The sequence below is a fragment of the Cyclobacterium sp. genome (assembly GCF_014762705.1).
Classification (GTDB): domain Bacteria; phylum Bacteroidota; class Bacteroidia; order Cytophagales; family Cyclobacteriaceae; genus Cyclobacterium.
In genome coordinates, this window is record NZ_JABURL010000054.1 from 1 (window position 1) to 14436 (window position 14436).

Consider the following 14436-nt stretch of genomic DNA (forward strand, 5'->3'; position numbering starts at 1 on the left):
TTGTTTTATAAATAATTTGATTGAAGTTTGTATTATTAAAATTTTTAAAAACCTTAATCTATTTACTACAATGAAACGAGTTTTACTTGGCTTGGCATGCACCATGCTAGGGGTAATCTCCGTTTTCGCTCAAGGCAGGACGGTGACCGGAAGGGTTACCTCCGAAGAAGAGCCAGCGGGGATACCTGGTGTAAATGTAAGCGTAAAAGGAACCATGGTAGGAACCATTACCGAAATTGATGGTTCTTATTCCTTAACGGTTCCTGAAGGATCAGATGTGTTGGTGTATAGTTTTGTTGGGTTCAATACCCAGGAAATCAATATCGGCAACAGAAGCCAGATTAATGTATTGCTAATGCCAGATGTCACTACCCTGGGAGAAGTTGTGGTGGTTGGATATGGTACCCAGTCTTCCAGGTTGTCGGTGCAGAGTATCTCTTCTCTGGACAATTCCCAAATTGAAGGCATGCCTATTTTCACCGCCCAGGAAGCTCTGCAGGGTCAGGCAGCGGGTGTGCAACTGACCGGGACTTCTGGTGTAGGTGGTGCACAACAAAATATTCGGATTCGTGGAGTCGCTTCTCTTACAGCTGGAGGCTCCCCCCTGTTTGTTGTTGATGGAGTGCCGTTGAATGATGGCAGCAGTTCGGATTATTCCAATACTTCAGGTGCTATAGCCCTGAACCCTTTAATGGAATTGAACCCCAACGAGATTGAGTCCATTTCTGTTCTTAAGGATGCTTCGGCTGTTGCAATCTATGGTTCAAGGGGTGCCAATGGGGTAATCCTTATCGAAACCAAAAAAGGAAAGTCTGGGCAATCCAGGATCAATGTGGACTATTATCAGGGAGTACAAACCCCCACCACTGTAAGACCCTATATGTCGTTGCAGCAGTACAATCAGTACCGTTCCTTAAGATCGGATACTCCTGCCAGTGACTTCCCACAGCAGGGATTTGACTGGCCGGATGCTGTCATTCAGCAAGGGTCCATATCCAATTTGAACCTGAGTGCTTCCGGAGGAAGTGAAAGTACCACCTATTTTATTTCCGGTACCTATTTCAACCAGGATACCTATGCCCTGGGAAATGAACTGGACAGGTTTAACGGACGCCTGAACATGACCCATAAGTTTTCTGAGAAGGCAAGAATTGGAGCGAATATTGGTTTGGCAAAAACCGATAATGACCGGATTTATTCCGATAACAGTACCTATGCTCCGCTGACTTCTGCCTTCCTTCATCTGCCCTATACCAGGCCTTATGATGATAATGGAAATTATTCGCGTTTGGGTTTCATTCCCAATCTGTTGGCCATAGAAGACCTGGCCATCACGGATTATATTACCCGTAGGACTACTGCCAATACGTTTTTTGAATTGGACATTTTACCTGACCTGACTTTCAAAACAGACTGGGGAATTGACCAAATTCAGACAGAGGAAACATTCAGATTTCCTGATATTGTGGAGCCTACAGGTAGTGGTTACAAGAGAATTATTCAGGATTACAAATGGTTGTCTACAAATACGCTGAATTATGAAAAATATTTCGGCCCCCATTACGTGGCGGGTTTACTTGGTTATTCCTATGAACAGGCAGATTTTGCCAGCATGACAGTGGAAGGGTCCGGGTTTGTGAGCGACAGATTGCCCAATGTGGCCTCCGCAGCTACTCCTACAATTACCAGTTCTACAGGTACCAACTGGAGGCTGGCCTCCTATTTTGCCAGGTTCAATTACCGCTTTGATGATAAGTTCCTATTTGAAGGTAGTGCCAGAAGAGATGGTTCTTCCCGATTTGGTGCTGATAACCGCTATGGTAATTTTTGGGCACTTTCTGCTGGCTGGATTCTTTCAGAGGAAGCATTTTTACAGAACAACAGCTTTTTGGACTACCTGAAAATAAACACCAGTTATGGTACCTCAGGTAATGACAGGATCAGTAATTTTGAATCCCTGGGATTATACGAGGCAGGTACCCTCGGCGATTATGCGGGTAGTCCCGGGATTTTTCCAAGTCAACCTGCCAATCCGCTACTTGGATGGGAGGAATCGGCTCAATTTGATATAACTGTAAATGCGGCCTTGTTGGATAACCGCCTGGAGATAGAAACCTCTTTTTGGAACAAGGATACCAAGGGCTTGCTACTGGATGTTCCCATTCCTTACACTACAGGTTATGCCAGCTTGACCCAAAATGCTGGTACCATGCGGAACAGGGGGGTTGATTTGATGATCAGGTCAGTGAACCTGGAGACTCCTTCTTTTGAGTGGAGCACCACCCTGAATATGGGCTTCCTGAAGAATGAAGTACTGGAATTACCCGGTGCATCTGAAGACAATGAAGGCAGAAGATTCGTTGAGGGCTCTGCCAGCCAGCGGGCCATAGAAGGCCACCCGGTAAACACCTTTTACCTGGTACGGTATAATGGAATCAATCCGGAAACCGGCGAGGCGGAGTGGTTGACCAAAGATGGAGAGCCTACCACTACTTACAGTGCCAATGACCGGGTGATTGTGGGATCAGCTATTCCCAGGATTTCAGGTGGAATAACCAATACCTTTTCTTACAAAGGGCTGCGTCTTTCTGCCTTGATTACCTTTGTGGAAGGAAACCACATCATGTACGATGACCTGCGGTTCTTATACAATCCCAACAACCTGAACAGTTTTAACCTGGATCCTCAATTGCTGAATTACTGGACGGAAGACAATAGAAATAGCTTTGCTCCCAGGTTAAATGGTGATACTCAATCCAGTTTTGGTCAGCGCTCTACGCTTCATCTCCGAAAGGGTGATCATATCCGGTTGAGAAATCTTTCTCTTAGCTACAATATCCCATCCACGCTGTTGGAAAATACGAAAATCATCCGAAGTGCCAGGGTATATGGGATGTTGCAAAACTTCCTGACCATTTCCAATCTGGAAGATGGCCTGGAACCTGAGGTCAATGACGGAGGGGACAATAACCAGCGACAGGGAGAATCCTTCTTTACTCCGGCACAGGCCAAATCAGTCACCCTGGGTGTTTCTTTAGGATTCTAAAAATAACTTTGACATGAAAAATTTAACAAAAATACTATTCATGGGATTGCTTGGCTTAAGCCTGGCTTCTTGCGAGGATTTGCAGATCGATCCCCAACAATCCTTATCTACGGAATTGGCTTTTGCCGACAGGCAGGCAGTGGAAGGATCGTTATTGGGTGTATACTCTTTGTCTCAGGAATTTGAGGTATTTGGTTCATTGCCCCACGTGATCTCTGATTTTCAGGCAGACAATGTAGATTTTATTGGATCTTTCCCCACCTTACAGGATATCCGGTTATATGCTACTCAATCGGACAATACGACCATCAGGGATCTTTGGAGAAGACATTACAGGGCCATATTGGCGGCAAATGCCGTAATTGAATTTACTCCTGATTCCCCGGATGAATCGCTCACCGCTGAGGAAAGGGATCAGTTTGTAGCAGAAGCCAAATTTATGCGTGCATTGCTAATGTTTCAAATGGTAAACTTGTTTGCCCAGCCCATTCAGCAGGGAGAATCCTCACCGGGAATCCCTATCGTATCTGATGCTTTCACTGGTGAAATAATTGGATACCCCAGAAGCACGGTTGGAGAGGTGCATGCTTTTATTTTAGAGGACCTTACCACTGCAGTTCCGGATTTACCGGCATCTTACGGTTCGGCTTCTTTTACCAGAGGCAGGGCTACTCAGGGAGCGGCCAATGCTCTGCTATCCAGGGTTCACCTGTATCGCGGCGAGTGGCAACAGGCGGCTGACAGAGCTCAGCTTGTTTTGGATGATGAAACTTTGTATGGTTTGGCCACAAATTATGCGTTCTGGGGAGAAAATAACCAGGAATATGTTTTCTCTATTCAAAATTCAGAGATAGACAACGGACGAACAGGTTCTGGTGGCTGGGCATCTTATTATAACCCGGCCGAAGATGGTGCGAGAGGAGATGCTCCATTTTCTGAATACCTGTTGGATGCCTACGATGCTGACGACCGCAGGCTGACAGAAATTTCAAAAGAAGGGGACAATGAGCGTATCTATACCACCAAGTTCCCGGATGCTATCAATAATTCCGACAATTCTCCTATTATCCGGACTACAGAAGTGGTATTAAACAGGGCAGAAGCACTTGCGCAACTTGAGGGCGTAAATGCGGAATCCCTGGACCTGATCAACCAGCTGAGAGAGAGGGCTGGATTGGCTGAGGTTGCGGCCGGAGATTTTTCCGGAACGGAGGATTTTGTGGATTTTATTCTGGAAGAAAGAAGGAAAGAATTGGCTTTTGAAGGCCATAGGAGAATGGACCTTTTGAGGTATGGAAGGGCCCTCCGTCCTGAAGAAGATGATCATTTTGCTGCTTCGCAGGCCGGACAAGACAAGACCATATTGCCCATTCCGCAAAGAGAATTGGACATCAATCCTGAATTGGTTCAGAATGATGGATACAATTAAGATTTTATAAACCTGAGTTCGACTTAATTTCGTTAAAAAGCCGTCATTCCGAGGCTTAGAGAGGGTTTTGAGGGGTGAGAGCCGTGGGAATCTCTGGCCAAACGAGACTGCCAAACCCTTTCCCAGCGCCTATACCCACGACAAAGGGTTCGCAGTGACGATTCAATTGGTTTTTATTGACGATCTTAATTCGAACTCAGTTATAAGCATAAAAAACCATCCACTTTTCCCAGTGGATGGTTTTCTTTATTGACCCTTTTTGGGTATTTATCAGATGGCTAACCTGCTGTCTGTCTAATGCTTAATCCAGTTTCAAAACACCCGAAGTTTTCTCTTTTCTGGTGATCAGGCTTTTGGGTTTCCGGTCCTTATAAAAATTCACAATATTTTGTTGTTGGGGGAAATCATCGATCAGGATATTGTTGTAAATGGTCACCTGCTCCGGAGCGGGAATTTTCTCCGATTCCATATAAAACCAGGCAGCCTCTGCTTCTATTTCATGGCCCAAATAAGTGATGGTCAGCGTGTCCCCTTTGATAACTATAGTGTTGTGGGTCAATATGTATTTTTCTATTTGGGATTCCAATACATCGGGTCTATCTGGCGATAGGAAGTTGACCTGATTTCCGCTCATATTGGTTAAGGCAACCTCCAAATCATCCCAAAAAATCTTCTGGGCGATTTCAATGGTCTGGTTTGTGTCATTGTAAACCATGTCGGTGAGGCTGATATAGAATGGATGTGCCGCTGGCCAATAGGTAAGCAGTGCTATCAATAAATGTATTGCAAGCATTTAGGAAGTGGATTTTTGTTTTATCTGTAAAATATGCATTAATATTACAACAAAATTTTCAAACCAAAAGTAAAACATTTACCAATCCTATGAGTCAATTTCAGTTGTATTTTAATCTGGGAATCCAACATATTCTTGATCTGAAAGGTTTTGACCACATTCTTTTTGTCATTTCCCTTGCCGTGATTTACATGTTGCGGGATTGGGGAAAAATCGTCGTTTTGGTCACCGCATTTACTATCGGTCACTCACTGACCCTTGCACTGGCGACCCTGGAATTGGTAAGGATAAATTCCGACCTTGTCGAATTTTTAATCCCGGTAACCATTGCGATTACTGCATTTAGCAATATCCTCAAACCCAGGCCTTCGGGAGGCGGGGGGCTGCAGCTCAATTACTTGTTTGCTTTGTTTTTCGGACTGATCCACGGCTTGGGATTTTCCAATTATCTGCGCTCGCTTTTGGGGAGAGAGCAATCTATTTTTCAGCCATTGCTTGCTTTTAACATTGGCCTGGAAGTAGGTCAATTGGTCATTGTGGTGCTGTTTTTAATTGCCTCCTCATTGATAGTAGGCATTTTTGGTGTAAGTCGAAAAGAATGGGTGCTGGTTATCTCTTCTGTTATTTTAGGAATGGCCACCATGATGATTCTTGAAAACAAATATTGGTAGAAAATCCTAAATTTTGAAAACCAAAGCCATTATTTAAAGCTTTATTTATTAAATTTCATTCCATAATGAAAGAATTGGTTAATTTAAAGTCCTATTGGATAAACTAAAACCTATGAAAAACATACGCTACCTCTTTCTGTCCATTATCCTGTTGCCAGGGACAATTCTGGCTCAGGTCGATGAACAACGACATGGCAATCGCTTTGAACAACTGGGTCCAATGCTTAGGTCTCCCAATGTATACCGGACCGCTTCAGGCGCCCCTGGTCATCAATATTGGCAGCAAAAAGCAGATTATGAGATAGAGGTAGAGTTAAATGATGACAACCAATCCATTCGGGGCAAAGAGAAAGTCACCTATTACAACCAATCGCCTGACCCACTGGACTACCTTTGGTTACAATTGGATCAAAATCAGCGGGATAGTGATTCCGAGACCCCGAAAATATCCAGCAATCGCATTCAGCCAAAAATGAGCTTGGGGCAGTTGCAGGATATCATCTGGCACGACATGGACCTGGGCCTGAAGATTTATTCTGTTCTTGATGATCAGGGTAATGAAATTCCTTCCACTGTCAATCACACCATGATGCGATTGGATTTGGCACGGCCATTAATGCCCGGTGAGAGTTTCACTTTTCATATTGAGTGGAGTTTTAACATCCATGACAGGATGAGTTTTATAGGTGGAAGACCTGGGTATGAGTATTTCGAAGCGGATGGCAACTATCTTTACACCATGTCGGAATGGTTTCCACGCATGGCAGTGTATTCTGATTTTGAAGGTTGGCAAAACAAGCAGTTTGTAGGCAGGGGTGAGTTTGCGCTTGTATTTGGAGATTATGAAGTGGCCATAACCGTACCTGCAGACCATATGGTCGGGGCCACAGGGGTATTGCAAAATCCGGAAGAGGTGCTCAGCAGCAAGGAAATGGAAAGATGGAATCAGGCCAAATCCTCCTATGATGAACCGGTGGTCATCCGCACGCAGGGAGAAGCCGAAAAACTTGAAAAAGGCAAAGCAACAACAAAAAAAACATGGGTTTATCATGCCGACAATGTCCGGGATTTTGCCTGGACATCTTCCCGTAAGTTTATATGGGATGCCATGGCAGTAAAATTGGGTGGGAAAGATGTGATGGCCATGTCTTATTATGCCAAGGAGGCCAATCCACTATGGGAGCAGTATTCCACCCGGGTAGTAGCCCACACTTTGAAATCATATTCTTCACGAACTTTTGATTACCCTTATCCGGTAGCTATCTCGGTAGAGGCCACCAATGGCATGGAGTACCCCATGATTTGTTTCAATTATGGCAGGCCGGATAGCGATGGAACCTATACGGCAGCCATAAAATATGGCATGATATCGGTAATCATTCATGAGGTAGGGCACAACTTCTTTCCAATGATCGTGAATTCCGATGAAAGGCAATGGACCTGGATGGATGAAGGATTAAATACCTTTATGCAGTTTTTGGCGGAACAGGAGTGGGAGCGGAATTATCCTTCCAGAAGGGGGCCGGCTCACAAAATTGCTCCATATATGAGCAGTGAAAAACACCTGCTGGAACCGATCATGACCAATTCTGAAAATATCATCCAATTTGGACCCAATGCTTATGCCAAACCGGCTACCGCTTTGAATATTCTTCGGGAGACAGTAATGGGCAGGGAGTTGTTTGATCATGCATTTAAGACTTACGCACAAAGGTGGATGTTCAAGCATCCTACTCCGGATGATTTATTCAGGACGCTTGAAGATGCTTCTGCCGTAGACCTGGACTGGTTTTGGAGAGGTTGGTTTTATGGTACCGATCCGGTGGATATGGCCATTCAGGATGTAAAATGGTATAAAATTGACAGTAAAAAACCAGTAGAGGTAAAAGCGGACCAGCGGGAAGCCTATGAGCGGGAGGAGTCTTACATTTCAAAAACGCGGAATGCCACAGCCATTCCAGAGACTTTTGTGGAGAAAGATCCCAAAGCAGCAGATTTTTACAACAGCTATGACCGATTTGCTGTAGGACCTGAGGATGAAAAAGCATATAACGATTTTATCAATAGTCTCAGCAGTGATGAGAGAGCCATGTTGGAAAGCGGGTTGAATTTCTATGAAATCAGTTTTGAAAACGTTGGGGGCCTGGTCATGCCCATCATCCTTGAATTTCAATACGAAGATGGTAGTTCAGAAATTGAAAGAATTCCTGCACAAATTTGGCGCCTGGATGAATATGAGGTCAGTAAAGTATTTGCCAAAGAGAAAGTAGTCACTCAGATCATTTTGGACCCTTACCGGGAAACGGCCGATATAGACGAAGGCAACAACTACTGGCCGAGACAATTCCAGCCTTCCAGATTTGAAATGTTCAAACAGCAATTGCCAGCCAGAGGCACATCCACAGGCCCGAACCCTATGAAGAAGAAAAGATAAAGTAACGAATTCCTATTGAAGCGCTTGAGCATAGGATCATTTCCTTTACCTGAATTCAGCCTGATTGAATAATAAATCATCATTCCAAGGCTTAAAATTCAGTCTAAAATAATTCGGGAAATTCTACCTGGTTTCATAAAGCATTTCCTTAAAATAAAAAAGAGGCAGTCTTAACTGCCTCTTTTTTTATAAAACGGTAATTAATGCTGAAACCTATTCTTTGGTGGCGAAATCAGGATAAGCATGCATACCATGTTCATTGATGTCCAGTCCTTCGATTTCTTCCCGTTCATCCACCCGTATACCAATGGTTTTCTTGAGAACAAAAAATACCAGGAAGCTAAATAATACACAGAATGCGCCTATGGAAAATATCCCAACAAGCTGAGATAGAATCTGAGATCCGCCTGACAAATCTCCAAAAATTCCTACCGCAAGCGTACCCCAGATCCCACAAATCAGGTGTACAGAGATCGCACCGACAGGGTCGTCAATTTTGATTTTGTCAAAAAGAACCACGCCAAACACGACCAAAATACCTCCAATAAAGCCAATAATTACGGCATCCGTCGGAGACATAAGGTCGGCACCAGCGGTAATACTCACCAAACCAGCCAGTATCCCATTAAGTACCATGGTGATGTCGTAAGCCTTGAATTTCAAATAAGAGGCCAAAAGGGCACCAAACGCCCCTGCGGCTGCTGCCAATGCAGTGGTTACAAAAACAAGAGAGACGGCACCGGGGTCTGCTGATAATACAGAACCTCCATTGAAACCAAACCATCCAAACCAAAGCAAAAACACACCAAAGGTGGCCAAGGGGAGATTGTGACCTGGTATGGCATTGGTTTTCCCATCCTTGTATTTCCCTATTCTTGGCCCCAGCAAATAAGCGCCTATCAAAGCACCCCAGCCTCCCACGGAGTGAACAATGGTAGATCCTGCGAAGTCATAAAAAGGTGTTGCCAGGGTATCCAAAAATCCACCTCCCCATTTCCACATGCCTACTATGGGATAGCATATACCTACATATAAAAGGGAAAAGAAGATAAATGGACCCAGCTTGATCCTTTCTGCAACTGCTCCTGAAACAATGGTAGCTGCCGTAGCTGCAAACATTGCCTGGAAGATAAAATCTGTAAAAAAGGTATATCCTTCATTGTAAGCCGAGGTGTTCCCCCCTTCCGGAAGACTTATTCCCAGACCAGCAATTCCAAATACTCCTCCTGAAAAGGCTTCTCCAGGGTACATGAGGTTAAAGCCAATAAATGCATAGGTAATCAATCCCAGGGCCGGGATGATGGTGTTTTTAAATAAAATATTGACAGTATTTTTTGCCCTGGTCAGTCCTGCCTCCAAAGCTGCAAATCCCAGGTGCATGATGAAAACCAAAATGGTGGCCACCATGATCCATAGGTTATTAACGGTAAATAATTCCTGGTTCATTTGTATATAATTTTATAAGTTGGAATAAAATTTGGTTGATGATAGGCTATAGGGCACTTTCTCCAGTGTCGTCATTCCTAATCCTAAAAGCTTTGCCTACCTCATAGACAAATATTTTACCGTCTCCAATTTCGCCTGTTTTACCCTCTTTGAGTATACAATTGATGACATCTTCTTCCATTTCATCGGGCACCACTATTTCAAGTTTTGTTCTTGGAATAAAGGTGGGTTCATAGGCTACCCCTCTATAGGTTTGCATTTTGGCATGTTGAAGACCCATACCTTTTACTTCGAAAAATGTAAGAAATTTAACACCCAGGCTCGATAGGCATTTATGAATTTCCTCAAATTTCGAAGTTCTAATTAAAGCTTCAATTTTTTTCATTTTACTAACAGGGTTAATGTTTTATTAATGATTCTATGATTAAAAATTTATTTTTTTCAAAAATATAAAATCAAAACTGATTTATCAATACATTTTTGGCTAAATATTGGTGTTTGGGTGGTTAAACACCCTAAAATCATAAAAAAAATGTATAGATTATTTATAATAGGTGAAAAAAATACCTCTTTTACAAATATCAATGCTTATTGATTAGAGGTGTAATGTTTTTATTGGCTATAGATTGGACTGTATGTGAAGAAATAGTGCCAAAAAAAGGCAAGGGTAAATCCCGTTGGGAAAGGTAAAAAAATTAACTTTGCAGGAATTGTTAGCTTTAAATTTTAAACTTACCAACAATTCTTTTGAAGATATGACAAAGAAGCCTACACTTTTGATATTAGCTGCAGGAATGGGCAGCAGGTATGGAGGAGACAAACAAATCGATGGATTTGGACCCAATAAAGAGACCATTTTAGAATATTCTGTTTTTGATGCCATCCGATCCGGTTTTGGGAAAGTGGTATTCATTGTGAGGAGGGAGATATTGGAAGAAGCAAAGGCCATGTTTGTTCCTAAATTTGGGGGAAAGATCGAACTGGATTTTGTAGTGCAGGCCCTGGATAGCATGGTGCCGGAAGTTTACCAAAATCCCGAAAGGAATAAACCTTATGGTACAGCGCATGCCCTATTGTGTGCCAAAGATGTAATCCATGAACCTTTTGCCGTAATCAATGCCGATGATTTCTATGGTGAGGAAGCCTTCAGGATGCTTGCTTCATTTTTGACCCGGGAAGTAAAGGCTGACCTTCATTGTATGGTTGGTTATGCGATAAAAAATGTATTGTCTGATCATGGAACAGTGAGCAGGGGAGTTTGTGAAGCTTCAAAAGAGGGTTATCTATTAGGAATGATAGAACGTACACGTATATCCAGAAACACGGATGGTATTTTTCATGAAGATGGGGCTGAAAAGGTTGAAATTTTGCCGGAAAACCCCGTTTCTATGAATTGCTGGGGTTTTCATCCTGCGGTATTTGACCAAACGGAAAAGCTATGGTTTCCATTTTTAGAAGAGAATAAAGAGAATTTAAAATCTGAATTTTATATTCCCAAAGTGGTCAATTCCTTGATCCAGGAGGATATGGCCAAAGTTAAAATTCTGGAAGGTGGGAAAATTTGGTTTGGGGTAACTTATCCCGAAGACAGGGACCATGTAATGAATGCCTTGAAAAATTTACACCAGAAAGGGGCTTATCCGGAGAAGTTATGGTAAATGGCGAATTCTTTTGGGCCAGTTGAAATTGACTTTGTCGGATAACTTTTTATTCAACTGATGTGTCTTGCCCACTGGCTAAAACTTACTGTTAATCGAAGAATCAAACCTTATTGGGTTTATTACCATGGAAAAACAGGAGTTTTGGCTTACAAGGATTTCCGACACGGCTTGGTAAGGGAAATTAAAATGTCTTACCGTAGTTTAAGCCAAAAGGCCAATCAGAGGGATAAAATTTTGTAATTCGTATTTATTTTTAATTAACTTTAAGTCAATATAACATTTCACCCTTATATATTTTAAGCATGAAAAAATTAGTTTTTTCCCATTTTCCTGTTGCAGCAGATGTGGCCTTATTACTATTAAGAGTTGGAGCCGCTGTCATGCTGCTCACCCATGGCTGGTCAAAAATCACGAATTACAGTGAACGTTTAAATAATTTTTCCGATCCCATTGGTTTGGGCCCTTCTTTATCTTTGCAATTGGTCATTTTTGCAGAGGTCTTTTGTGCTATATTTTTGATTCTTGGTTTTATGAGCCGGCTCTTTTTGATTCCCCTGATTATCAATATGGCTGTGATTGCCTTTATTTCTCATGGAGACGATTCTTTTAACAGGCAGGAATTACCATTGTTATATCTATTGGTATTTGTTGTTCTGATGCTAATGGGCCCCGGTAAAATTTCTCTGGATGGTCAAATTCTAAAGCGCCGCCGGTATTAATCTGTGCCTCCCGGATAGATTTGATTGTCTTTGATTTCAAAAAACCGGGCATCAGCACTGATGGTTTTGAGGATTTCTTTGGATCTTTCCGGTCTGGCATCTGTGATGAATAACTGCCCGAATTCCTTTTTGGCCACCCTGTCCATTAAGTGAAAAATACGCTGATCATCGAGTTTGTCAAAAATGTCATCCAGCAGCAATAGTGGTTTGGTCCCTTTGATAGCTTTGAAAACAAAAAATTGGGCCAGTTTCAAGCTTATCAAAAAGGATTTCTTTTGCCCCTGAGAGCCGAATTTTTTAATGGGGTGCTGATTCAGCCGGAAAAGATAATCGTCTTTATGAATACCGTAGTGGGTTCTTTTCAGCATAAGGTCTTTCTCAAATGAGCTTTCGAAAGCCTGTGGGAAATCTTCCTTTTGGACCTGGCTTTGGTGGGCAATGCTAACCTCTTCCTTTTCTCCGGAAATAGCCCTGTAGTGGTCTGTGAAATAAGGGGTGAATTCGGCCAGAAAGTCAGTTCTTTTTTTGAATATGGCCTGAGAAAGGGGTATCAACTGCCTGTCATAGGGAAGTAATTGTTGTTTGTCGGCACGTTTTGCTTCTGCAAACCTTTTCAGCAAGGCGTTCCTTTGTTTTAAATAGTGCTGGTAGCGGATCAGTAATTGCAGGTAATTGTTGTCGGTCTGACTGATCATGCCGTCGAAAAATTTCCTTCTTTCCTCGCTTCCTCCATTGATCATCAGGGTGTCGTCCGGTGCAATCAGTACCAGTGGCAATAGGCCAATGTGTTCGCTGAGCCGGTGATACGCTTTGCCGTTCACTTCCATCCTTTTTTTTTTGTGGCTTTCAAACACACAATTCAGGCTCAGTATTTTATCGTTCAGGCCGAAATCTCCCTTGATGGTAAAAAAATCTTTGCCATGCATGATGTGATAACTGTCCAGGGGAAGCAGGGCACTTCTGGTAAGGCACAGGTAATGGATGGCATCCAGCAGATTGGTTTTGCCTGCCCCGTTTTCACCGAAAAAGCAATTTACCTCTGTGTTGAAATCCAATTGCACCCTTTGGTAATTTTTAAATTGAATTAGTTCCAGGTTTTTTAGGTGCATGGATATTTCAGCGGTTGTTGTCTACTATTTTTGAAAAAGGCGTCGAAATTGCTTTCATTTCATTATATTTGAACCCAAAGTTAGCATATTTTATAGAATACGGTATGGCAAAGAAGAGTACTAGTACAAGTAAATCTAAAGTAAAATATTCAAAGGAAACCTACACTTATTGGTTTGAGAGCATGTTGTTGATGAGGCGTTTTGAAGAAAAAGCAGGACAGCTTTACGGGCAACAAAAAATCAGGGGTTTCTGTCACCTGTATATAGGTCAGGAGGCCTGTGCTGCTGGTGCAATTACCGCTTTGGAAAAAGATGATAAATGGATTACTGCCTATAGGTGTCACGCCACTCCATTGGGTCTTGGAACAGATCCTGGTGCTGTAATGGCGGAACTTTTTGGTAAGGAAACAGGAACTACTAAAGGCAAAGGAGGCTCCATGCATATTTTTGATAAATCCAAGAATTTTGCGGGTGGACATGCCATTGTGGGAGCTCAGATTCCCATGGGACTTGGAATTGGTTTTGCCGAAAAATACAAGGGGACCAAAAACCTATGTATCTGTTACATGGGTGACGGTGCGGTAAGGCAAGGTGCTTTCCATGAAGCGCTCAACCTGGCCATGCTTTACAAGTCTCCTGTGATCTTTGTGATTGAAAACAATGGTTATGCCATGGGTACCTCGGTCAAACGATCCTCTAATGTGGATGAGTTGTATACCCTTGGTGAATCTTATGATATTCCTTCCTTTCCTGTAGACGCCATGAATGTGGAAGAAGTTCATGAGGCAGTAAAGGAAGCGGCTGACAGGGCCAGAAAAGGTGACGGGCCAACCCTTTTGGAATTCAGGACTTACAGGTATAAGGGTCATTCCATGTCTGATCCACAGAAGTACCGCACCAAAGAAGAAGTGGAAGAATACAAGCAAAGGGATCCTGTGGAGCAGGTTAAAGCTACCATCCTTGATAATAAAATCCTCAGCGAAGAGGAAATCAAGGAAATCGAAGCTAAGGTAAAGAAGCAGGTAGCCGATGCCGTAAAATTTGCAGAAGAATCTCCCTGGCCAAAAGGAGAGGATGCATTTAAAGATGTCTACGCAGAAGATGATTATCCCTTTGTAAGGGAATAAT

General features: G+C 42.8%; 11 protein-coding genes. 7 read left to right on the top strand and 4 right to left on the bottom strand.

The features are described from left to right. The first annotated feature begins 70 nt into the window (after nucleotides 1-70). Nucleotides 71-3046: a TonB-dependent receptor gene (locus tag HUJ21_RS10285; protein ID WP_291369447.1), complete on the top strand. Its 2976-nt coding sequence runs from the start codon at nucleotides 71-73 to the stop codon at nucleotides 3044-3046. A 13-nt stretch (nucleotides 3047-3059) separates the two neighbouring features. Continuing rightward, on the top strand, nucleotides 3060-4475 hold the full coding sequence (locus tag HUJ21_RS10290) for a RagB/SusD family nutrient uptake outer membrane protein (RefSeq protein WP_291369449.1): 1416 nt from the start codon (nucleotides 3060-3062) through the stop codon (nucleotides 4473-4475). A gap of 301 nt (nucleotides 4476-4776) precedes the next feature. Here the strand turns inward: HUJ21_RS10290 and HUJ21_RS10295 are convergent, their stop codons facing one another. Next, entirely contained in the window at nucleotides 4777-5268 is a 492-nt protein-coding gene (locus HUJ21_RS10295; protein WP_291369451.1) for a DUF6702 family protein, read from the bottom strand. 89 nt (nucleotides 5269-5357) lie between these two features. Here HUJ21_RS10295 and HUJ21_RS10300 point away from each other — a divergent pair, with 89 nt between their 5' ends. Together HUJ21_RS10300 and HUJ21_RS10305 are read left to right on the top strand one after the other, a co-directional pair. Next, a complete protein-coding gene (locus HUJ21_RS10300) occupies nucleotides 5358-5939 on the top strand; it encodes a HupE/UreJ family protein (protein WP_291369453.1) in 582 nt (193 codons plus the stop codon). A 112-nt stretch (nucleotides 5940-6051) separates the two neighbouring features. Then, entirely contained in the window at nucleotides 6052-8373 is a 2322-nt protein-coding gene (locus HUJ21_RS10305; protein ID WP_291369455.1) for a M1 family metallopeptidase, read from the top strand. A 213-nt stretch (nucleotides 8374-8586) separates the two neighbouring features. On the opposite strand, the gene amt is transcribed toward HUJ21_RS10305, so the two are convergent. Together amt and HUJ21_RS10315 are read right to left on the bottom strand one after the other, a co-directional pair. Beyond that, nucleotides 8587-9819, bottom strand: coding sequence for an ammonium transporter (amt, locus tag HUJ21_RS10310; protein ID WP_291369457.1), 1233 nt, complete (start codon nucleotides 9817-9819; stop codon nucleotides 8587-8589). 46 nt (nucleotides 9820-9865) lie between these two features. Continuing rightward, nucleotides 9866-10204 carry a P-II family nitrogen regulator gene (locus HUJ21_RS10315; RefSeq protein ID WP_166148821.1) on the bottom strand — a complete coding sequence of 113 codons (339 nt, stop codon included), beginning with the start codon at nucleotides 10202-10204 and terminating at the stop codon, nucleotides 9866-9868. A 370-nt stretch (nucleotides 10205-10574) separates the two neighbouring features. On the opposite strand from HUJ21_RS10315, the gene HUJ21_RS10320 reads away from it, so the two are divergent. Together HUJ21_RS10320 and HUJ21_RS10325 are read left to right on the top strand one after the other, a co-directional pair. After that, nucleotides 10575-11477, top strand: coding sequence for a nucleotidyltransferase (locus HUJ21_RS10320; RefSeq protein ID WP_291369460.1), 903 nt, complete (start codon nucleotides 10575-10577; stop codon nucleotides 11475-11477). 305 nt (nucleotides 11478-11782) lie between these two features. Next, nucleotides 11783-12199, top strand: coding sequence for a DoxX family protein (locus HUJ21_RS10325; RefSeq protein WP_291369462.1), 417 nt, complete (start codon nucleotides 11783-11785; stop codon nucleotides 12197-12199). On the opposite strand, the gene HUJ21_RS10330 is transcribed toward HUJ21_RS10325, so the two are convergent. Further along, entirely contained in the window at nucleotides 12196-13308 is a 1113-nt protein-coding gene (locus HUJ21_RS10330; RefSeq protein ID WP_291369464.1) for a DNA replication/repair protein RecF, read from the bottom strand. The genes HUJ21_RS10325 and HUJ21_RS10330 overlap by 4 nt on opposite strands. Nucleotides 13309-13412: 104 nt before the next feature. Between HUJ21_RS10330 and pdhA the strand changes: the two genes are divergently transcribed. After that, entirely contained in the window at nucleotides 13413-14435 is a 1023-nt protein-coding gene (gene pdhA, locus HUJ21_RS10335; RefSeq protein ID WP_291369466.1) for a pyruvate dehydrogenase (acetyl-transferring) E1 component subunit alpha, read from the top strand. Nucleotide 14436: the final 1 nt, after the last annotated feature.

Excerpts from the sequence above, each read along its gene's own strand:
- HUJ21_RS10285 (WP_291369447.1), top strand. The coding sequence starts at position 71 with ATGAAACGAGTTTTACTTGGCTTGGCATGCACCATGCTAGGGGTAATC.
- HUJ21_RS10290 (WP_291369449.1), top strand. The coding sequence starts at position 3,060 with ATGAAAAATTTAACAAAAATACTATTCATGGGATTGCTTGGCTTAAGC.
- HUJ21_RS10295 (WP_291369451.1), bottom strand. The coding sequence starts at position 5,268 with ATGCTTGCAATACATTTATTGATAGCACTGCTTACCTATTGGCCAGCG.
- HUJ21_RS10300 (WP_291369453.1), top strand. The coding sequence starts at position 5,358 with ATGAGTCAATTTCAGTTGTATTTTAATCTGGGAATCCAACATATTCTT.
- HUJ21_RS10305 (WP_291369455.1), top strand. The coding sequence starts at position 6,052 with ATGAAAAACATACGCTACCTCTTTCTGTCCATTATCCTGTTGCCAGGG.
- amt (WP_291369457.1), bottom strand. The coding sequence starts at position 9,819 with ATGAACCAGGAATTATTTACCGTTAATAACCTATGGATCATGGTGGCC.
- HUJ21_RS10315 (WP_166148821.1), bottom strand. The coding sequence starts at position 10,204 with ATGAAAAAAATTGAAGCTTTAATTAGAACTTCGAAATTTGAGGAAATT.
- HUJ21_RS10320 (WP_291369460.1), top strand. The coding sequence starts at position 10,575 with ATGACAAAGAAGCCTACACTTTTGATATTAGCTGCAGGAATGGGCAGC.
- HUJ21_RS10325 (WP_291369462.1), top strand. The coding sequence starts at position 11,783 with ATGAAAAAATTAGTTTTTTCCCATTTTCCTGTTGCAGCAGATGTGGCC.
- HUJ21_RS10330 (WP_291369464.1), bottom strand. The coding sequence starts at position 13,308 with ATGCACCTAAAAAACCTGGAACTAATTCAATTTAAAAATTACCAAAGG.
- pdhA (WP_291369466.1), top strand. The coding sequence starts at position 13,413 with ATGGCAAAGAAGAGTACTAGTACAAGTAAATCTAAAGTAAAATATTCA.